General features: G+C 57.8%; 19 protein-coding genes. 4 read left to right on the forward strand and 15 right to left on the reverse strand.

Going from position 1 to position 20,232, the window contains the following annotated elements; translation table 11 throughout:
• Nucleotides 1-28 precede the first annotated feature (28 nt).
• Together purC and purB are read right to left on the reverse strand one after the other, a co-directional pair.
• Complete coding sequence (gene purC / locus ACHQGU_RS07095; RefSeq protein WP_061503322.1) at nucleotides 29-796, reverse strand: phosphoribosylaminoimidazolesuccinocarboxamide synthase; 768 nt, start codon at nucleotides 794-796, stop codon at nucleotides 29-31.
• Between the two features lie 133 nt (nucleotides 797-929).
• A complete protein-coding gene (gene purB / locus ACHQGU_RS07100; protein ID WP_062140297.1) occupies nucleotides 930-2,279 on the reverse strand; it encodes an adenylosuccinate lyase in 1,350 nt (449 codons plus the stop codon).
• A gap of 158 nt (nucleotides 2,280-2,437) precedes the next feature.
• Here purB and ACHQGU_RS07105 point away from each other — a divergent pair, with 158 nt between their 5' ends.
• From ACHQGU_RS07105 to ACHQGU_RS07120, 4 genes are all read left to right on the forward strand, one after another.
• On the forward strand, nucleotides 2,438-3,055 hold the full coding sequence (locus tag ACHQGU_RS07105; protein WP_082779915.1) for a YjbE family putative metal transport protein: 618 nt from the start codon (nucleotides 2,438-2,440) through the stop codon (nucleotides 3,053-3,055).
• A gap of 70 nt (nucleotides 3,056-3,125) precedes the next feature.
• The gene (locus ACHQGU_RS07110) at nucleotides 3,126-5,096 is read left to right on the forward strand and encodes a transglycosylase SLT domain-containing protein (protein WP_395496301.1); all 1,971 of its coding nucleotides are present in this window, start codon (nucleotides 3,126-3,128) and stop codon (nucleotides 5,094-5,096) included.
• A gap of 2 nt (nucleotides 5,097-5,098) precedes the next feature.
• The gene (locus ACHQGU_RS07115) at nucleotides 5,099-5,587 is read left to right on the forward strand and encodes a phosphatidylglycerophosphatase A (RefSeq protein ID WP_395496302.1); all 489 of its coding nucleotides are present in this window, start codon (nucleotides 5,099-5,101) and stop codon (nucleotides 5,585-5,587) included.
• Nucleotides 5,588-5,592: 5 nt separating this feature from the next.
• Nucleotides 5,593-6,108, forward strand: coding sequence for a CinA family protein (locus ACHQGU_RS07120; RefSeq protein ID WP_395496303.1), 516 nt, complete (start codon nucleotides 5,593-5,595; stop codon nucleotides 6,106-6,108).
• Nucleotides 6,109-6,212: 104 nt separating this feature from the next.
• Here ACHQGU_RS07120 and ACHQGU_RS07125 read toward each other — a convergent pair whose 3' ends face one another.
• The 13 genes from ACHQGU_RS07125 to ACHQGU_RS07185 all read right to left on the reverse strand — a co-directional run bounded on the left by ACHQGU_RS07125 (nucleotide 6,213) and on the right by ACHQGU_RS07185 (nucleotide 20,153).
• On the reverse strand, nucleotides 6,213-6,629 hold the full coding sequence (locus ACHQGU_RS07125; RefSeq protein ID WP_395496304.1) for a hypothetical protein: 417 nt from the start codon (nucleotides 6,627-6,629) through the stop codon (nucleotides 6,213-6,215).
• A gap of 143 nt (nucleotides 6,630-6,772) precedes the next feature.
• Nucleotides 6,773-7,249: a type II toxin-antitoxin system RatA family toxin gene (locus tag ACHQGU_RS07130; RefSeq protein ID WP_062140304.1), complete on the reverse strand. Its 477-nt coding sequence runs from the start codon at nucleotides 7,247-7,249 to the stop codon at nucleotides 6,773-6,775.
• Entirely contained in the window at nucleotides 7,249-8,223 is a 975-nt protein-coding gene (lipA, locus tag ACHQGU_RS07135; protein ID WP_395496305.1) for a lipoyl synthase, read from the reverse strand. Before lipA ends, ACHQGU_RS07130 begins: the two co-directional genes overlap by 1 nt.
• A gap of 129 nt (nucleotides 8,224-8,352) precedes the next feature.
• Nucleotides 8,353-9,762: a dihydrolipoyl dehydrogenase gene (lpdA, locus tag ACHQGU_RS07140; RefSeq protein WP_395496306.1), complete on the reverse strand. Its 1,410-nt coding sequence runs from the start codon at nucleotides 9,760-9,762 to the stop codon at nucleotides 8,353-8,355.
• A 23-nt stretch (nucleotides 9,763-9,785) separates the two neighbouring features.
• Nucleotides 9,786-11,054, reverse strand: coding sequence for a pyruvate dehydrogenase complex dihydrolipoamide acetyltransferase (locus tag ACHQGU_RS07145; protein WP_395496307.1), 1,269 nt, complete (start codon nucleotides 11,052-11,054; stop codon nucleotides 9,786-9,788).
• A 10-nt stretch (nucleotides 11,055-11,064) separates the two neighbouring features.
• Entirely contained in the window at nucleotides 11,065-12,432 is a 1,368-nt protein-coding gene (locus ACHQGU_RS07150) for a pyruvate dehydrogenase complex E1 component subunit beta (RefSeq protein ID WP_062140311.1), read from the reverse strand.
• Between the two features lie 6 nt (nucleotides 12,433-12,438).
• Nucleotides 12,439-13,449: a pyruvate dehydrogenase (acetyl-transferring) E1 component subunit alpha gene (gene pdhA, locus ACHQGU_RS07155; protein WP_062140313.1), complete on the reverse strand. Its 1,011-nt coding sequence runs from the start codon at nucleotides 13,447-13,449 to the stop codon at nucleotides 12,439-12,441.
• 128 nt (nucleotides 13,450-13,577) lie between these two features.
• The gene (gene moaC / locus ACHQGU_RS07160) at nucleotides 13,578-14,006 is read right to left on the reverse strand and encodes a cyclic pyranopterin monophosphate synthase MoaC (protein WP_231874897.1); all 429 of its coding nucleotides are present in this window, start codon (nucleotides 14,004-14,006) and stop codon (nucleotides 13,578-13,580) included.
• A 49-nt stretch (nucleotides 14,007-14,055) separates the two neighbouring features.
• The gene (gene trpC, locus ACHQGU_RS07165) at nucleotides 14,056-14,922 is read right to left on the reverse strand and encodes an indole-3-glycerol phosphate synthase TrpC (protein ID WP_395496308.1); all 867 of its coding nucleotides are present in this window, start codon (nucleotides 14,920-14,922) and stop codon (nucleotides 14,056-14,058) included.
• A gap of 2 nt (nucleotides 14,923-14,924) precedes the next feature.
• Entirely contained in the window at nucleotides 14,925-16,046 is a 1,122-nt protein-coding gene (trpD, locus tag ACHQGU_RS07170) for an anthranilate phosphoribosyltransferase (RefSeq protein ID WP_395496309.1), read from the reverse strand.
• 1 nt (nucleotide 16,047) lies between these two features.
• The gene (locus tag ACHQGU_RS07175; RefSeq protein ID WP_062248852.1) at nucleotides 16,048-16,644 is read right to left on the reverse strand and encodes an aminodeoxychorismate/anthranilate synthase component II; all 597 of its coding nucleotides are present in this window, start codon (nucleotides 16,642-16,644) and stop codon (nucleotides 16,048-16,050) included.
• A 54-nt stretch (nucleotides 16,645-16,698) separates the two neighbouring features.
• Entirely contained in the window at nucleotides 16,699-18,237 is a 1,539-nt protein-coding gene (gene trpE, locus ACHQGU_RS07180) for an anthranilate synthase component I (RefSeq protein ID WP_395496310.1), read from the reverse strand.
• A complete protein-coding gene (locus tag ACHQGU_RS07185; RefSeq protein WP_395496311.1) occupies nucleotides 18,234-20,153 on the reverse strand; it encodes a SurA N-terminal domain-containing protein in 1,920 nt (639 codons plus the stop codon). Before ACHQGU_RS07185 ends, trpE begins: the two co-directional genes overlap by 4 nt.
• Nucleotides 20,154-20,232: the final 79 nt, after the last annotated feature.

Here is a 20,232-nt window from a genome sequence, read left to right on the forward strand (position 1 = left end):
GATAAAGCCCCCGTTGCTGTCGGCATGGTCACTGCATGGTCTCCGGACCCTTCATGTCTCCGCCATTGCCTGCTTCGGGCAGAATGCCCAGTCTGCGGGCAACTTCCTGATACGCTTCCCGGACATTGCCCAGGTCACGGCGGAAACGGTCCTTATCAAGCTTCTCGTTGGTCTGGTTGTCCCACAGGCGGCAGTTGTCGGGTGAAATTTCATCCGCCAGCACAATCCGCATGTCGTCCCCTTCCCAGGAGCGGCCAAATTCAAGTTTGAAGTCTACAAGCTGAATGCCAATGCCGCTGAACAGGCCGCACAGGAAATCATTCACCCGCATGGCCATGGAGGTCATGTCTTCAAGGTCGTGCGGGCACGCCCAGCCGAAGGCGATGATGTGGTCTTCAGAGACAAGCGGATCATTCAGCTCATCGTTCTTGTAGTAAAATTCTACAATGGTCCGTGGCAGGCGTGTGCCTTCCTCAATCCCAAAGCGCTTGGCAATGCTCCCCGCAGCAATATTGCGGATCACAACTTCAAGCGGAATAATCTCGACTTCCTTCACCAGCTGCTCTCGCATGTTGATGCGGCGGATGAAGTGCGTGGGAATGCCGATTTCCTGCAAACGCAGCATCAGATGCTCGCTGATGCGGTTATTCAGCACGCCCTTACCGGTAATGATGCCGCTTTTGGCACCGTTGCCAGCCGTGGCATCATCCTTGAAATACTGCACAAGGGTGCCGGGTTCCGGACCTTCAAAAAGGATTTTGGCTTTACCTTCGTAAAGCTGGCGGCGACGGGCCATGGTCATCCTTACCTGTCTTGAACGTTTAAAACCGATCCCTGCAACCGGTCCGGGGGAAGACTGAAACCAGCCTTCCCTTCTTCAGACGCGTCATAGCAGGCTTCGGGCATGGAAGATATAGGGACGCCCCTGCTCACAGAGCCGGGCCGGGTTCCCCAAATACTTTCTGATACAGGCCATCCAGCGCCTTCAGATGCTGGCGGCTGTCCATGGCGGCATCCAGCGTTTCTGCCGGGATGCGCCCGGAAATTTCCGGATCGGCTGCCAGATTTTCACGGAACGTCCGGCCTTCCGGCGTGCCGAGTTTGGTCCAGGTTTCCATCGCGTTGCGCTGGACAATCCGATAGGCATCTTCACGCGAGAGACCTGCGCGGGCCAGAGCCAGCAGGACTTCACCGGAATGCACAACACCGCCAAGGCTTTCGATGTTGGCAGCCATGCGGTCCGGATAGACCAGCAGTTTGCTCATCATGCCGGCGAGGCGTGCCAGCGCGAAGTCCAGACCAATGGTGGCGTCCGGGCAGATGTTCCGTTCAACGGAAGAGTGGCTGATGTCCCGCTCATGCCACAGGGCCACGTTCTCCAGAGCCGGGATAACGGCAGACCGCACAAGGCGCGCCAGACCCGTCAGGTTTTCCGTCAGCACCGGGTTCCGCTTGTGCGGCATAGCGGAGGAGCCCTTCTGGCCCTTGTGGAAGAATTCTTCCGCTTCCCGCACTTCCGAACGCTGCAGATGGCGCACTTCAATAGCCAGACGCTCAATGCCGCTGGCAATCACCCCCAGCGCACAGAAGTAGGCTGCATGGCGGTCACGCGGGATGACCTGTGTGGAGACCGGTTCGGGCTTCAGGCCCAGACGTTCAGCGACGTAGGTTTCAACGCGCGGGTCCAGATGAGCGAAAGTGCCGACGGCACCGGAAATGGCACAGGTGGCAATTTCCGCCCGAGCCGCTTCAAGGCGTGCCTTGTTACGGACGAACTCGGCATAGTGCCCGGCCAGTTTCAGACCAAAGGAGGTCGGTTCGGCATGGATGCCGTGGCTACGGCCAATGGTCAGGGTGTGTTTGTGTTCAAACGCACGGGTGCGCAGCGCATCCAGAACGTCGTCCAGATCTTTCAGCAGCAGGTCGGTCGCCTGCGTCAGCTGCACGGCAAGGCACGTATCCAGAATATCGGATGACGTCATGCCCAGATGCACAAAACGGCTTTCCGGGCCAACTTTCTCAGCAAGCCAGGTCAGGAAGGCAATCACATCGTGGCGTGTTTCAGCCTCGATTTCGTCAATGCGGGCCAGATCGGCATCGGAGAAAGCGGCCATTGCGGCATCGCCCTTCTCACGCACAACTTTTGCGGCTTCCTTTGGCACAGCGCCATATTCGGCCATGGCTTCGCAGGCCAGTGCTTCAATCTCAAACCAGATGCGGTAGCGATTTTCAGGCGACCAGATAGCGGCCATGACAGGGCGAGTATAGCGCGGCACCATAACGCGGTGTTCCTCCTGAGAACGGAATGATGCGGGCCTCTCTACCCGATTCCGGCCCCCGCGTCTGCCCGTGAAACAAAAAACTTTGACACTCCGGGTTCTTTCAGGATGTTCAGAGGCTTGTTTTGGCGATCTCAGCCTCTCGAATCGGAGTTTTCGTGCACGGTTTTCTTGATGCTTTCAGCCTGAAAGCGCTTTTTGCCTTCCTTCAGGTCGTGATGATTGACGTCACGCTGGCGGGAGATAACGCCGTTGTGATCGGGCTGGTTGTGCGCTCTCTGCCAGTGAGCGAGCGGCGGAAGGCCATTTTTGTCGGGATCGCACTGGCAGCCCTCATCCGTATTCTGATGGCGCTGGTCGCCGTGCAGCTTCTCCAAATCATCGGTCTGACGCTGGCCGGCGGCCTGTTGCTGCTCTGGGTGTGCTGGAAGATGTACTCGGAGATGCGGGCCGGTCCGCATGACGATGCGGACGGTGCTTCCCCGCCCGGCAGCTTCGGCAAGGCCGTGCTGCGCATTCTTCTCGCTGACCTTTCCATGAGTCTGGACAATGTGCTGGCCGTTGCTGGTGCAGCGGCAGAGCATCCGGCTGTGATGGTGGCAGGTCTGGTTCTGTCTGTCTTGCTGATGGGGGTTGCCGCGTCCGTTATCGCCCGCCTTTTGGACAAGTACAAATGGATTTCGTGGGTTGGGCTGCTGATCGTTCTCGGTGTTGCGATTGAGCTGATTGTTAAAGGTGGTGGTGAGGTCTGGATACATTTGCCCTTCTCTCATTGATGGGCTGACCTCCCCTCTCCCGCGCCGATCATGACTTGCCAGCGCATGCGGGATCGCTGATCTTCCGGGAATGTCAGTTTTACATTCTTCCGCATGGCGTCGGCAGGCAGTTCTGCCGCTGGCTGTTCTACTTTTAAGTGCGTGTTCGGCTCCCCCGGAAACGGCAACGCCCACAGCCTCGTCTTCGCCCGCTGAGGCGCTCCCCCAGCCCGTGGCTACGTCTCCCTCACAGGCTGGCGTTTCTGGCTCAGTCTCTGATCGTCTGACCGTCTGGCTCAGTCTGGTCGGCTCATCGCATGCCAGTGCACAAGAGTATGCGGACTTTCTGAAAACCCGCCCCGTCTGGCCGCGCTGGCAGCTTCTGCAGTCCCGTATGCAGCAGGCTCTGGCTAAGGAGACCGACCCTGCGGTTCTGGGGCGACTTTGTGCGCAAACACTGACCTACGGCCCTGCACTCGCGCAGTGTGCGGTTCAGGTCGGCGCGTCGAATTCCGGTCTTTCCAGCCATCTTGCCGCAGAGGCAAAGCAGGCCTGGATGAATGGCAATGATGCCTCCACAGCGGCATCGGCCTTGTCTGGTACCTTCCCTCAGGCGCTAACGCAGGAAGCCTCCTGGCTGCGGTTTAACCGGGAGGAAAAGGCCGGATTGCTGACAGCAGCGCGTCAGACGGTTCCTTACCTTAGTGCTATCCGGCAGAAGCAGGCTCAGGCCCGACTGGCCTTTCGGGCTAATGACGCCAGTGCAGAAGCATTAGCATCCGCCCTGCCCGCCTCTGAGGCTACAGATCCTTACCTCATTCTGGACCATCTCCGTTGGCTGCGGACCCAGAAGCGCGACACGGATGCCGCGGCACTCTGGAAGTCTGCGGGGGTGCAGGCTGAAGCCAGGGCGCATCATCCAGCCTTCTGGCGGGAGCGCGATGCGCTGGCGCGTGAACTGGTGCAGGCTGGACAGAATGAGGACGCTCTGTTTCTGGCGAATGATACCACCGTCTCGGGAGCAGCTCGTCTGGATGCAGAGTTTCTGAGTGGATGGATTGCGCTGCAAAAACTGCACAATCCGACGCAGGCGGATATCTTTTTCAAGCCACTGGCTGACTCTTCAGCGCTTATCACCAAAAGTCGTGGGTTTTACTGGCTTGGGCGGGCCCGTCTGGCAGCGCAGGATAACGCATCTGCGCAGGCCGACTGGCAGAGAGCCGCGAGCTATCCCGGAACGTTTTACGGTCAGATGGCAGCAGCTAAGCTGGCTGGCAATGAAACCACGCTGCTGGCCCCGGACCATATCCCGCCTTCCATAGTCAAAGCTCTGGCGGCGGAACGAGACCCTACGGCATCAGCCAGCCGTCTTGCCGGGAGCGATCTGGTTCAGGCGGCCCAACTGCTCGTGTCTTGGGGGGATAAGCCGCATGCGCGGGACTTCCTGATGTTGCTCAGTCAGCAACTGGTGTCTCTGTCCGACCGGCTGGCCTTGTGTGATCTGGCTATGCGGCTGAATTTGCCTGATGTGGCGGTCTCGGTGTCGCGTCAGGTTGGTCGGGATGGACTGTTCCTGCTCCACTCTGGGTGGCCTGCTCCCTATACGCCCCCGGCCACAGGGCTTCCGTCCGGGCTGGTGCTGGGTCTGTCTCGTCAGGAAAGCAACTTCAATCCTGATGCAATCAGTTCATCCAATGCCATTGGCCTGATGCAGCTCAAGCCATCTACAGCGGGGGATATGGTGCGCAGAGCGGGTGTTCCGGCCTCTGCTGCGACGGCATCAGGCTTGCATGATCCGGAAAATAATATGGCGCTCGGCGCAGCCTATCTGTCTTATTTGCAGGATAAATTCGGTAACGTCGTGCCTTACATGGCCGCCGCTTATAACGGAGGCCCCGGCCGCCTTTCACGCTGGCTGACGGCTGCCGGAGATCCCGCCCGCAGCGGTGCCTCGCAGGATGAGATGATCGACTGGATTGAGAGCATTCCCTTCTCTGAAACCCGAAATTACGTCCAGCGCGTGTGGGAAAATATGACGATTTATACGGCTATGGGGAAATAAGCATGACACCGTCTCGCTTTCTGGCAACGTTCGGCGGCTGTGGTCTGGCACCACGCGCGCCGGGCACTGTGGGGTCTTTAGCGGCTTTGCTGCTGGGGCTGCCTCTCCTCAAACGTCCGAAGGCGTTGGTTGGGGCAATTGGGGTAGTCTCCATCGCTGGCTGGTGGGCGGCGGACCGTGCAGGAGAAGGCGAAGATCACAGCTGGATTGTGATTGATGAGGTTGCGGGTATGTGGGTCAGTCTACTGGCCTGCCTGCCCGAAGACGCGGAAGATCCTGCTTCCGTCCGAAAAAGCCTTGGGCTCTCCGTTCTGGCTTTTGCCCTCTTCCGCCTGTTCGATATCAAAAAGCCCGGTCCGGTTGGCTATCTGGACCGCAAGCATGGCGCGACAGGCATTATGGGGGATGATCTGGTTGCAGGTGTCATGGCTGCGGGTTGCATCAAGGCTGCGCGTCTTGTGATGCGTCACCTGCCCTCCTCTAAAGGCTGATCGCTATGCCTGCATCCCTTCTGACCTCAGATATTTCTGTCGAACTGATACAGCGCTCTGCGACACTGCTGGAAGCCCTCAGGCGGGCTGAAGCCAAACTGGTGACGGCAGAAAGTTGCACAGGAGGGCTGGTTGCCGCTCTGTTGACGCATCACGCAGGCTCATCAGATGTGACCGAAGGCGGTCTTGTGACCTATTCCAACAGCATGAAGCAGTCAGTTCTCGGTGTGCAGGCAGATACATTACAGCAATTTGGCGCTGTGAGTGCGGAAACAGTCAGAGAGATGGCGAGCGGTGCGCTTGGCATCGCGCAGGATGCGACACATTCCGTGTCCATTTCCGGCATTGCCGGTCCCGGTGGTGGTTCAGTAGAAAAACCTGTGGGACTGGTCTGGTTTGGCACAGCCGTGCGAGGTGGCGATGTGCGTGCGGAAGCTCGGATTTTCAAAGGGGATCGCACAGAGGTTCGCTCTCAGGCTGCTCTGTATGCGCTTGCTCTTGTGGTACAGCGTCTGGATTAAGCGCCAATCATGCAAAAAGAGCGTCAGAAGGATATCCCTCTGACGCTCTTTTGCGACACGCTGTTATTGCAGATTAAGCTGCATTTTCAGAGTGTTATTGCTTTTTACTGACCGGCAGCAGGAGCGTTAGCCGGCACAGTTGCTGTCGGAACAGCGGGTGCAGCCGGGACTGCAGGAGCCGTTACGTTCGGCATGGTGGGAGCAGCCGGAGCAGCCGGAACCGTCACGCCCGTGCCAGCAGCCGGAACGCCAACCGTTGTGCCCGGAACAGGTGCCGTCACCGGAGCGGTCGGGGCAGCAGCAAAAGCCGGAGCATTGGCGCGCTGTGCAGCGGACAGGCTCTGGTTGTTCAGGTCGTCCGTTGCGGAATCACTGTTTGCAGCTTTCGCTTCAGCACCACATTTTGTGCCAGAGCAGTGTGCTGCGTGTTTGTGTGCGTGGTCATGATGCGTAGCAGCAAAAACCGGGCTTGCAGCCAGTGTGGCAGTAACAAGCGCTGTAGCAGCAAAGAATTTTTTCATAAACATCAGTCCTTATCCAAAACGCTGAAGTGCTTTTACAAAAAGCAACTTTCCAACAGATTTGTAATCTACAGAAAATTGCAGCCTGTAACAATCACCCAGCGTATTTTAGAGCGTTTAACCTAAACCGTTCTTTTTGAGAACTATTGTGCGACAGGATGCTCTTCCGGCAAGGTGGCTGCTGTCTCTGGTGGCCCGTAAACCTCGCGCGCGCGCCGCAGAAAAGCTGAGACCATAAGGCGGACTGCTTCCCCGAATACAACGCCGATAGCGGCCTGAAGGATGCGGGAGCGGAATTCAAAATCAACAAAAAATTCGACAAGGCACCCACGCGGGTCCGGGGTGAACTTCCAGATGTTTTTGAGGTATCGGAACGGCCCCTTTTCATACTGCACCATAATGGTGTCAGGCCGGTTGAGCGTAACGCGGGAGGTAAAACTTTCCCGGAACGGCCCAAACCCGACAGTCAGATCCGCCACCAGTTCAGTTGCTGTGCGGGTCCGAACGCGCGCAGCAACGCACCAGGGCAGAAACTCAGGGTAGCGCCCAACATCTGCAACAAGATCAAAAATCTGATCGGCCCGATACGCGAGAACACGCTTTTCTGCGTGTTTAGGCATCAGTTCGCTCCCGCCAGACGGGCATTGCGCGTCTGCTGCAGTTCAGCAAAATCAGCATCAGCATGATAGGACGAACGGGTCAGTGGGCTGGAACTGACCTGAAGAAAACCTTTGACGCGGGCCATGGCGCCATACTCCTCAAACTCAGTGGGGGTGACAAAACGGGCAACCGCCGCGTGTTTCACCGTAGGCTGCAAATACTGGCCCATCGTAATAAAATCCACATCTGCAATACGCAGGTCATCCATGACCTGAGCGATTTCCATCCTTTCTTCCCCCAGCCCCAGCATCAGCCCGGACTTGGTGAAGATGGAGCCATCCAGCTGTTTGACACGGTCCAGCAGGCGCATGGACTGGTAGTAACGGGCCCCTGGACGGATGCTTGGATACAGACGCGGCACTGTTTCAAGATTATGGTTGAAAACGTCAGGTCGCGCTTCAACAACAATCTCTAATGCGTTGTTCTTGCGTAAAAAATCAGGTGTGAGAATTTCAATAGTCGTCTCCGGCGCGGCGTTTCGGATGGACGTGATGACCCGTGCGAAATGCCGGGCTCCGCCATCTTCCAGATCGTCCCGATCCACGGATGTAATCACCACATGACGTAGACCGAGCTTGGCGACAGCTTCGGCCACACGGGCTGGTTCATCCGCATCCAGAGCATGCGGCAGGCCTGTGGTCACATTGCAGAAGGAACAGGCACGTGTGCAGATTTCCCCCATAATCATCATGGTGGCATGGCGCTGGGACCAGCATTCCCCAATATTGGGGCACGCAGCTTCCTCACACACCGTCACCAGACGGTTGTCCCGCATCAGCTTGCGTGTCTCATGATAGACAGGATGCGTTGGGGCCTTAACGCGGATCCATTCGGGTTTGCGGGCAATCGGATTGTCTGGCCGGTGTGCCTTTTCCGGATGGCGGACTTTGCTTGCCCCGCCCTTCCGATGATCAATCAAGACGCGTGTAGACATGATATCGCCCGCTCCCACACTCCGGGTTAAGAAGAACTGGAACGCTCTTACCTCTGCGTCAAGGTAGGAACGCTCCTGGTGGCGTATCAGACGGCATCACACCCACGAGAGCAGCCGTCTGCTTTATGACTAGAAGTGCAGAGCGCCGTCGTAAGCAGCCAGCACGGCTTCGTGCATGGATTCAGAAATGGTCGGATGCGGAAAGATGGTTTCAGCCAGTTCGGCTTCCGTCAGTTCTCCCGTGCGGGCAATGACATAACCCTGAATCATTTCCGTCACTTCCGCTCCAATCATGTGGGCTCCCAGAAGCTCACCGGTCTGGGCATCAAAGACGGTTTTCACGAGCCCATCCGGCTCGCCCATGGCCAGAGCCTTGCCATTGGCCAGCAGCGGGAATTTGCCCACCCGAACCTTGTAGCCAGCCTCTTTGGCGCGGGCTTCCGTATAGCCGACAGAAGCAATCTGCGGACGGCAATAGGTGCATCCGGGAATTTTTGTAATATCAATAGGATGCACCTGCTTTCCTGCGATGGCGTCTACGCACATCACAGCCTCATGGCTCGCTTTGTGGGCAAGCCACGGGGCACCGGCCAGATCACCAATCGCATACACGCCGGGTTCACCCGTGCGGCACAGAGCATCCGTGACCACATGCGTGCGATCTGTTTTGATCTTGGTGCCTTCCAGACCAATCTTCTCGACGTTCCCCACAATCCCGACTGCCGAGATCACGCGATCGACCGTGAACTCTTCGATCTTACCGTTGACCTCAACGGGCACGGTGACATCCGTATCAGATTTACGGAGAGTGCCGACCTTGGCACTGGTCAGCACCCGCATGCCCTGTTTTTCAAAGGATTTGCGCGCCATTGCGCTGATCTCTTCATCTTCCACAGGCAGGATACGCGGCGCGACCTCAACCAGCGTGACCTCAGACCCCATGTTCCGGTAGAAGGAGGCGAACTCGCTGCCAATGGCCCCTGAGCCGATCACCAGCAGGCGGCGCGGCAGAGCGTCAGGCACCAGAGCCTCCCGGTAAGACCAGATCAGCTTTCCATCGGCTTCCAGCCCCGGCAGGACGCGGGCACGTGCGCCTGTGGCAAGGATGACGTGCTTCGCCGTCAGCGTAACGGGAGCGCCTTTTTCCGGTGTGACCAGAACTTTACGCTTGCTGCCCGTAACGCCGTCCAGCTTGCCGAAGCCTTCAAAAACCGGAATTTTGGCTTTCTTCAGCAGATGCGCGACGCCGCTTGAAAGCTGCCTGGAGACCGCTCTGGAGCGGGCGATGATTTTCGAGAAATCAAAACCCACCTTTTCCGCACTGAACCCATAGGTGCCGAGGTCATGCAGAAGATGGTTGATTTCAGAGGCGCGCAGAAGAGCCTTTGTAGGGATACAGCCCCAGTTCAGGCAAATTCCACCCAGATGCTTCGCTTCCACCACCGCGGCAGAAAGGCCGAGTTGTGCGGCCCGCAACGCCGCTACATAGCCACCCGGTCCGCCACCCACGATGATAATGTCAAAATCGGTTCCGCTCATGGTCGTTTCCTGCAAACGCGATGTTAAAGAACAAGTGTCAGAGGAGATTCGACCACTGACCGGAAGGCCGAGAGCCATTCTGCCGCAACCGCACCATCCACCACGCGATGGTCAACGGAAAGCGTGACCGTCATGACCGTGGCAATGGCTAGCTCATTTCCCTTCACAACAGGCTGTTTTTTGCCTGCGGCAATGGCCAGAATAGCGGCCTGCGGCGGGTTGATGATGGCGGAGAAGTCACGCACGCCAAACATGCCCATATTGGAAATGGAGAACGTGCCGCCCTGAAACTCTTCCGGTTTCAGCTTGCCCGCCCGTGCCCGTTTGACCAGATCCTTGGTTTCCTGACTGATCTGCTTCAGGCTCTTCTGGTCAACATGCTTGACGATGGGGGTAATCAGGCCGTCCGGAATGGAGACAGCGATGGAAATATCCACGTTGTCATGCAGGATCATCGCCTGATCCGTAAACGACGCATTCACGTTCGGCACCCGCTTAAGGGCGATGGCGGAGGCTTTGACCAGCATGTCATTAACAGACAGCTTAAAGGCGTCAGGCCCTTCGTCCGGGGATGTTGCGTTCAGCTGAGAGCGGAGAGCCAGCAACGCATCCAGTTCAACATCGGCAGAGACGTAGAAGTGCGGAATAGTGCTTTTTGCTTCGCTCAGGCGACGGGCAATGACCTTGCGCATGCTGGAATGCGGGACGATCCGGCTTGTGGGGGCCGGAACCTCTGCCACGGCAGCAACTGTGACCGGAGCCGCCGTATCCTGTGCCGCAGCGTTGTCTACGTCCCGGCGCACGATGCGACCATTCGGGCCAGTCCCTTTAATGCGGGAAAGGTCCAGTCCTTTCTGGCCGGCAACACGCTTTGCCAGTGGGGACGCAACAATTCGCTTGCCTGTGGCGGCCTGCCCCGCGGGTGCAGCAGGAGTTGTGGCTGGCGCAGAAGCGGGAGCCGAACCCTGCGGTGCCGTTGCGGGCTGAGCAACTGGTGAAGGCGGCGCAGAGCTTTGGGGGTTGACCGCTCCGGCTTCCGGCACGGTCTCGCCTTCTGCAACCATAATGGCAATCGGCGTATTGACCGCAATTTCGTGCGTGCCTTCCGGCACCAGAATACGGCCGAGGATGCCATCTTCAATGGCTTCCACTTCCATCGTCGCTTTGTCAGTTTCGATTTCGGCAATTACGTCGCCAATCGCAACCTTCTCGCCTTCCGCTTTAACCCAGCGGGCGAGTGTGCCTTCCGTCATGGTGGGTGACAGGGCCGGCATAAGAAGTTCTATAGCCATCTCTTTTTCCTCAGATCAGGCGACGCACGGCTTCAACCACGTGCTCGGGCTGCGGCAGGGCCAGCTTTTCCAGATTGGCGGCGAACGGCATCGGAACGTCTACGCCGGTGACGCGTGCCGGCGGGGCATCCAGCCAGTCAAACGCATGCTCAATCACCTGCATGGCGACTTCTGCGCCAATACCGGCAAACGGCCAGCCTTCTTCCAGCGTGACGAGACGGCTGGTTTTCTTGACGCTTTCTACAATCGTGGCCGTATCCAGCGGACGCAGGCTGCGCAGGTTGATGACTTCGGCCTCAATCCCCTGCTGAGCCAGTGCTTCGGCGGCTTCCAGTGCCGTCGTGACCATGATGGAGAAAGTCACGATGGTCACATCCCGCCCTTCCCGCTCAACCTTGGCCTTGCCGATGGGCAGAATGAAATCTTCATCCACCGGGCACGGGAATTTGCGCCCGTAGAGAATTTCATTCTCAAGCACGATAACGGGGTTCGGGTCCCGGATGGCTGCGCGGAGAAGCCCTTTGGCATCGGCGGATGACCAGGGGGCGACCACTTTCAGGCCCGGAACATGAGCATACCAGCTGCCATAACACTGGGAATGCTGTGCCCCGACGCGTGCTGCCGCGCCGTTAGGGCCGCGGAAGACGATGGGGCACCCCATCTGGCCACCAGACATATACAGCGTCTTGGCTGCGGAATTAATAATATGATCAATGGCTTGCATTGAGAAGTTCATGGTCATGAACTCTACAATCGGCTTAAGCCCCGTCAGGGCTGCACCAACGGCCATACCGGTAAAGCCATGTTCGGTAATCGGCATGTCAATCACGCGTTTATCACCAAATTCGGCCAGCAAACCCTGAGAAATCTTGTAGGCGCCCTGATATTCCGCGACTTCTTCCCCAATCAGGAAAACGTCCGGGTCGTGGCGCAATTCAGCCTGCATGGCGTCATGCAGAGCTTCACGCACGGTGATTTCCGCTGTCGGCCCCCAGTCTTTTTCTGGCTCGGGAGCGCTCAAAGAAGCCGCTGCTGGTGTTGCGGGCACAGTAGATGGCTGTGCAGCAGGCTCTTCGGTTGTTGTGGCTGGTTGTGTTGCTGCCGGGGCAGACACTGCCGCATCCGGAACGGCCTCACCTTCTGCAACCAGAATGGCAATAGGCGTATTAACGGCAATATCCTGCGTTCCTTCCGGCACCAGAATACGGCCCAGAATACCGCTTTCGATGGCTTCTACTTCCATGGTTGCCTTGTCGGTTTCGATTTCAGCAAGCACATCGCCAATAGCAACGGCATCGCCTTCGGCTTTAACCCAACGCGCCAGCGCTCCTTCCGTCATGGTCGGAGAAAGAGCGGGCATTATAATGTCTGTCGCCATAATCCGTTACGCCTCTAGCAGCACATCTGTATAAAGCTCGGCAGGATCAGGCTCAGGGCTGGTCTGCGCGAATTCAGCTGAATCGTTCACTGTTGCTTTTACGTCATCTTCAATCTTGCGCAGGCTGTCTTCACTGACACCTGCGTCCAGCAGAATCTGGCGCACATGTTCAATAGGATCACGAGTTTTGCGGACCTGATCCACTTCCTCACGCTTGCGGTATTTTGCCGGGTCGGACATGGAATGACCGCGATAGCGATAGGTCATCATCTCCAGCAGATACGGCCCCTTGCCTGCCCGGCAATGCGCCACGGCTTCTGCTGCGGCTTCATGCACGGCGGCAATATCCATGCCATCTACGCGCTTCCCCGGAATGCCCCAGGGCTCACCATTCCGCCAGAGTTCATGAGACGCAGAGGCGCGTTCCACACTGGTCCCCATGCCGTAAAGATTGTTCTCAATAATGAACAGGCACGGTAGTTTATGAAGGGCCGCGAGGTTGAAGCTTTCGTACACCTGCCCCTGGTTGGCAGCGCCATCCCCAAAGTAGGCCACGGACACTTCATCTGTTTCGCGATACTTGTTGGCAAAAGCCAGACCAATACCCAGCGCCACCTGCGCGCCGACAATGCCGTGTCCACCGTAGAAATTCTTCTCACGCGAGAACATGTGCATGGAGCCGCCCTTACCGTGGGAATACCCGGTGGCGCGCCCCGTCAGCTCGGCCATCACGCCACGCGGGGTCATCCCGGCAGCCAGCATCTGGCCGTGGTCACGATAAGAGGTGATGAGCTTGTCACCATCCTTAAGCGTCATCTGGATGCCAACCACCACGGCTTCCTGCCCGATATACAGGTGGCAAAAACCGCCGATCAGCCCCATGCCGTAAAGCTGTCCGGCTTTTTCTTCAAACCGACGTATCAGCAGCATCTCATGAAATGCGTCCATGAACTGCTCACGGGTTAAGGAGGGGCCGTTTCCTCCCACACGCGCTGTATTTTCTTGCGCCGCCGCCATCGGTTTTTCCTTTTGGTGTTTAAGAACTGTGACTGTGAACAATTCGTCTTGCGGATTCAGGATTTATAAAAACGAAACCACCCGCAGTTTGCGTCGTTTATGTCTTCAATCCTGCATGATCCTATCAATTACTCCGCATTATAGTCGCCGGACCGCCCCCCGCTTTTATGCAGGAGCCTGATCCCGTCAATCCTCATGCCGCGATCTACCGCCTTGCACATGTCGTACAAAGTCAGTGCCGCTGCACTTACTGCGGTTAACGCTTCCATTTCAACGCCGGTTGCGCCTTTTGTTGTAACAGAGACCGTGATCTCGATCTTGTCATCAGCCGGCAGCAGATCGACCGATACACGGCTGAGTGCCAGTGGATGACAAAGCGGGATAATATCCGCTGTTTTCTTGGCCGCCATAATGCCGGCAATGCGGGCAGTCGCCAGCACGTCCCCTTTTGGCATCGTCCCTGAAACAATCATGTTCAGGGTCTCTGGTCGCATTAGGATAGCCCCCGTTGCAACAGCCTTTCGGTGGGTGTCGGACTTCTCCGAGATATCCACCATGTGAGCGTGGCCGGAGGCATCGAGATGCGTCAGCGTCTTTTCAGACACGTCAGGCAAACCCCAGCAGAGCCCGTGCGGCCTGACCGGGGTCAGGCTGACGGAGCAGAGATTCCCCAACCAGAAAACCTGTCACTCCAATCTCAGCCAGAGACATCACATCGCCATGCGTTTTGATGCCGCTCTCGGAGACAATAATCCGGTCCGGCGGCACCAGCGGCGCGAGGCGTTTTGTTGTCTCAATATCGGTCTGTAACGTCTTGAGATTACGGTTATTAATGCCGATCAGGAACGTATCGAGCGCGAGAGCACGGTTCAGTTCATCCTCATCATGCACTTCCACCAGCACATCCATGTCCAGCCCTTTGGCGTGATCCACCAGAGCCAGAGCTTCTTCATCCGTCAGGATGCACATGATGATCAGGATGCAGTCAGCCCCAAGTGCGCGACTTTCATAAACCTGCCATGGGTCAAGAATGAAGTCCTTGCGCAGCACCGGCAGGGAACACGCTGCACGGGCTGTCTGGAGGTCTTCATTCTGGCCATGGAAGCAGGAGCTTTCCGTCAGAACGGACAGGCAGGCAGCGCCCGCCTGCTCATACCCTACAGCAATCTGGGCCGGGTCAAACTCTTCACGCAGGATGCCGGCTGAGGGAGAGGCTTTCTTGATTTCGGCAATCAGCCCGACTGTTCTGTCAGCGGCCTTTTCTTTCAGAGCGCGTCCAAATCCGCGGGGAGCCTCTTTCACATCCTGCGCTTTGGCGATCATCTCTTTCAGAGATACAAGGGTTGAACGGTGCTCAACCTCAACTCTTGTCCGCGCGCAGATCCGCGAGAGCACATCCGGCAGATGGTCTGCCTGAATACCGGCCTCTACGTCAGAATTTCCGGCAGCGGACGAATTGGGTATTTCGTTCATAATCATCCTGTCATGTCTTGAGCATGCGCACCAGAAGATGATGTACGCAAACCATTGAGCACCGCCAGGGCGGCACCGTTATCCAGCACGCGACTGACATCGGCCACGCACTCTCTGAAGGCCTGAGGGTCTATGTGCAGTCCCTTCAGGATGGAACGCCGTCCGGCCACATGCAGGGCGCAGGCTGCGTTCAGCAAAACTGTATCACGATAAGCCCCATGGGCACCACGGAGCAAGGCTTCCAGTGCTTGCGCATTATGGGTCGCATCCCCGCCCCGAATGGCGGAAACCGGCGCATAAGGCAGACCCGCCATTTCGGCCTGTACAACAAGGGGGTGCGTGGTACCGTTTTCAAGGGCGACGACACGGGTGGGGCCAGCCAGTGTCAGTTCATCAATACCCTGCGTTTCCCCCTCTGGCTGACCACAAACGGCCCAGACCCGTTCCGAGCCGAGACGATGCAGAACATCAACCACCAGATCCAGCCACTCCGCAGAAAAAACGCCGATGAGCTGATGCTTCACACCGGCGGGGTTGACCATTGGCCCCAACAGATTGAACAGGGTGCGAATGCCCAGCGCTTTTCTAACCGGAGCTGCATGCCGCATGGCCGGGTGATGATGGGGGGCAGCCAGAAAAACAAGTTTATGCAGATTCAGTTGGCGAGACAGCTCTGCCGGGTCAGCCAGCAAGGGCACGCCCAAAGCCTGGAGCACATCAGACGCACCGGCGCGGGAAGACACGGCTCGGTTACCGTGTTTGGCTACTGGCACGCCCAGAGCGGCCAGCACAAAAGCGACGGCTGTGGAGACATTCAGTGTACCGTAGTTGTCGCCGCCTGTTCCGCAGACATCAATCGTGTCTGCCGGAACCTGTGGTACCGGGATCATGCGGCTCCTTAAAGCCGTGACTGCGCCCAGAACCTCGCCAGCATCTTCACCCCGCACACGTAGCGCCATCAGGAAAGCCGCGACCCGCTCCGCAGGCAGAGTGCCATCCATGATGATGCCAAAGGCGGCCTCAGCCTCGGCACTGGTCAGTGTTTTGCCGTGGGCCAGAACGTTCAGGATCGTGGTGAAAAAAGCGTCCGGATTTTCCGAAGGGGAAAGTGTGATCTCCGGCATGTCAGGCCGCTGTTTTCTTCTCGTTCCACGCACGCGCTTCCTGAAGGAAGTTCCGCAGCAAATCGTGTCCGTATTCGGATGCGATGCTCTCCGGATGAAACTGTACGCCAGAAATAGGGTGCTGCTTGTGGCAGACTCCCATGATGATGCCGTCTTCCGTCCAGGCAGTAACGTCCAGACTGTCCGGAATGCTTGACGGTTCAAGCGTCAGGCTATGATACCGCGTGGCGTTGAACGGGTTTGGAAGGCCAGTAAAGACGTCCTTCCCGTCATGAAAGACCGGGCTGATTTTGCCGTGCATGGGTGTGGGGGCTCTCACAACTTTTGCCCCAAATACCTGCCCAATGGCCTGATGCCCAAGGCACACACCAAAAACAGGGATGTTACCGGCAGCGGCTGCAATCAGGTCACAACAGATCCCCGCCTCATTGGGAGAGCACGGGCCCGGTGAGAGCACGATTGCTTCCGGCTTGAGCGCCATGGCGTCTTCTACCGTCAGAGAATCGTTACGGCGCACATCACAGCGCTCCCCCAGCTCACCCAGATAATGGACGAGATTGAAGGTAAAGCTGTCATAATTGTCGATCAGAAGGATCATGGTTTTATGATGACCTTATGGGGCCCACGGGTCAAATGACGGAAGAGCAAGAACTCAGCCTTTATCCTGTGTGGCGTAGTGAATGGCTTCTTCTGCTGCGCGGAAAACGGCACGTGCTTTGTGGTGTGTTTCCTCATATTCCAGATCAGGCACGCTATCGGCAACCACGCCACACCCGGCCTGCACATGCATCATGCCGTCTTTAACAACAGCCATGCGCAGCCCGATGCAGGTGTCCATATCGCCCCCTGCCCCAAAATATCCGATGCAGCCTGCGTAGGTTGCGCGGCGGCTGCGTTCAACTTCGTCAATGATTTCCATGGCGCGGATTTTCGGAGCGCCTGTGAGGGTGCCTGCCGGGAATGCGGCAATCAGAGCATCCAGCGCTTCCAGATCCGGCTGAATGGTGCCTTCCACATTGGAAGAAATGTGCATGACGTGGCTGAAACGCTCAATCACAAACCGTTCCGTGACCTTTACTGATCCGGGTTGGCAGACGCGGCCGACGTCATTCCTCCCGAGGTCGATCAGCATCAGATGCTCGGCACGTTCTTTTTCATCTGCCAGCAGATCCTGTTCCAGCCATAGATCCTCAGCCTCATCCTTGCCGCGTGGGCGTGTGCCGGCCAGTGGTCGGACCGTCATGGTCCCTTCCCGCAGACGGACCAGAATTTCAGGCGAGGAGCCGACCAGCGAGAACGCGCCCAGATCCAGATGGAACAGGAACGGAGCCGGGTTGATGCGGCGGAGTGAGCGGTAAAGGGCCAGAGACGGCAGCGTAAAGGGGGCGGAAAAACGCTGGCTGGGCACAACCTGAAAGGCGTCCCCTGCGGCAATATAATCCTGAATTTTCTCAACAGCCGCGCAGAACTCCTCACGAGAGAATGTTGAGTGCGGCGCTTCAAATGCTGCTGGAAGATTTGCTTTCGGCATAGCGGGCAGTGCACCAGCAAGGCAGGTGCGAGCACGGGCCAGAAGTGCGTGCGCTTTATCCCACGCGTCTCCGGCATCTTCTCCTGCTGCTGGCCGGACCGGCGCAGCAAGAATGAGTTCGTCACTGACCGTATCAAAAACCGCGAACAGGCCGGGGCGCATCATGATCGCTTCCGGCAGGTTCAGATCATCGGGCGGTGCATCGGGCAGATGCTCCATCTGCCGTACCATGTCATAGCCCAGATAGCCAAATAGTCCGGCAATCATGGGCGGGAGACCGGCGGGCAGATCAAGCTGCGTCTCACGGATCAACTGACGCAGAGAGTCGAGTGCCTTCCCGTCAACAGTGCGCACCGTGATATCTGGCTGTGCCGGGCTTTCATCCACCGTGACCTGCCCGTTATGGCAGGTCCAGACCAGATCCGGCTTGAGCGCGATGACCGAATAGCGCCCACGGGACACGCCACCTTCAACACTTTCCAGTAGCAGGGTGTGGCGGCCTGTGCCGCCGTCAAAGCCTGCAAGACGGATATAGGCGGAAACCGGCGTGAGCAGATCAGCAGGTTCTACGGAAAAAACGATGGATGGCTTTCCGGCCTTCCATGCCTTCTGGCAGACCTCGCGTGAAGGTGAGGCTGCAATCCGTGCCGTAACGCTCATGGGGTCGTGCTTCCATCAAACCCAAGGGAGGACAACGTCGCTGTCACTGCCCGCTGATTAATAACAGGCGGGGTGCGTTTGCTCAGGGCTTCCACATAGGAGGCTACGAGATCGTCCCCGGTGGACTGCGCCAGAGCGCTTTTGAGGCGCTGGTAAGCACCCAGATCCGCCATCGGGTTGGGCGTGGAAACAGCTGTGACGGTTGCCACGATGAACTCGCCAGCATCCTCACCCATCACAGACTGGCCTGCTTTCATACGTGGCAGGTATTCCATCAGTTCCGAGGGGATGGCCTTGTTCGGTGCAGCGCGTGAGAAAGTCAGCCCTTTCACGATCGGTGCGCCAGCACCAGCAACATTGGCGAGGCCGCCTTTTTCCTGTGCTGCTGTGTAAAGCGCTGTGGCCTGTTCGTCCGCTGCATGCTTGCGGGCTTCGGCCTGCCATGCGGCCAGAACGTTGGCTTTCGCCTGTTCAAAAGTCAGTTGCGCAGCCGGTGTAATGCTGTCGACTTCAACGGCATACCAGCTATTGTCAGGCCCTTCCGTCAGGTTCGGTTTTGCGCCTTTGGTCTGTGCAAACACCTGCTGCACAATGGCGTCACGCAGCTTGCCGGAAGCCGGAAGCGGTGCCGGGGTGCCATCCTGCGTGTTGCCGTTGGCATCCAGCGTGCCTGCCGCAGCAGCAGCCCCGATGTCGGTCGGAATGGCGTCCAGACCGTTGCCTGCCATGGCATCCTGCAGCTGGCGGCTGCGTTCGCCAACAACAGACGGGCCTTTCGCATCACGATACTGCTGAAGGATCTCTTTTTTCGCCACGTCAAAAGGGGTGTCTTTCGGCGGGGTCACCTTTGTGACCTGCAGAACAACCCAGCCACCGTCAGATTTAAACGGCCCCTGAATCTGATTAAGAGGTGCCGCAAAGACCGCTTTGCTCAGGCTTTCAGATGGAATGGTGGACGGGCGCGCACCGGGCATTTCAACGGATGCGCCACCTTTTGCTGCGGCCTGCACAGCTGCCCAGTCAGCGCCTTTTGTCCAGACATCGGCGACAGCGCGTGTCTGCGCTTCATCCGGCATGGTTACAACCTGCACATCGCGCGTTTCCGGCACGTGATAGCGGTCGCTCTCTTCATCATAGACGCGCTTCAGATCTTTTTCATCAATGGTGATAGTGTCTGCGACCGTCGCGGGAGACAGCACGACAACGCGGGCATGACGTAGTTCCGCCGTCCGGAAGTCGTTCAGATGGTTCGCATAATAGCGGCGCAGGACGGCATCATCCGGGGTCGCCGGCGTCGGCTGCTCAACAAAGGGGATACGGATCAGATCAACCGTGCGCGTCTGCAGCCCGAAGTCAGACAGGCGTTTTGCAATCGTGTCAGGCACACTGGCCGCCTGCCCGATGGGCTGCAACATGGTGCGGCTGGCAAGATCATCACGGATCATCGTCAGAAAGCGCTGTTCCGGAATGTCGCGTTCCCGCAGGCGCGCGTTCAGAATATTCCGGTCAAACTGGCCATTCGCGCCCTTGAAGTAAGGCAGCGAGAACACTTCATCCCGCACAGCCGAATCAGGCACGGACACTTTTAGCTTGCGCGCGGCTTCCAGCAGTTCAGCCTGCCCGATCAGCCGCTGCAGAACCTGATAGGCAATCTGCTGGCGCATGGCAGGGGGTACCTGTGCCGGGTCCGAAACGCCCATCTGTTTGGCGATGGTCGGCATTTCTCCTTGCAGAGATTGCCCCAGATCAGCCGAACTGATGCGCTGCTGGCCCACTTTGGCCACCACATCGGTTTCTGTGCCCATATAGCCGAGCACATCCCCCACACCCCAGCCAATAAAAGCGAGGAAGATGACGATGGCGCAGACACGCCCAAGCCAGGATTCAACAAAAACGCGACGCAGATAGGAAATCATGAACCCAAGGATCCGTTGAGACAGAACATCATGCCACGGGCAAACCCGGGCGCGGCACCATAAGCGGACCAGTCGCTCT

This window comes from Acetobacter sp. KSO5 (assembly GCF_044094635.1).
Taxonomy (GTDB): Bacteria; Pseudomonadota; Alphaproteobacteria; order Acetobacterales; family Acetobacteraceae; genus Acetobacter; species Acetobacter cerevisiae.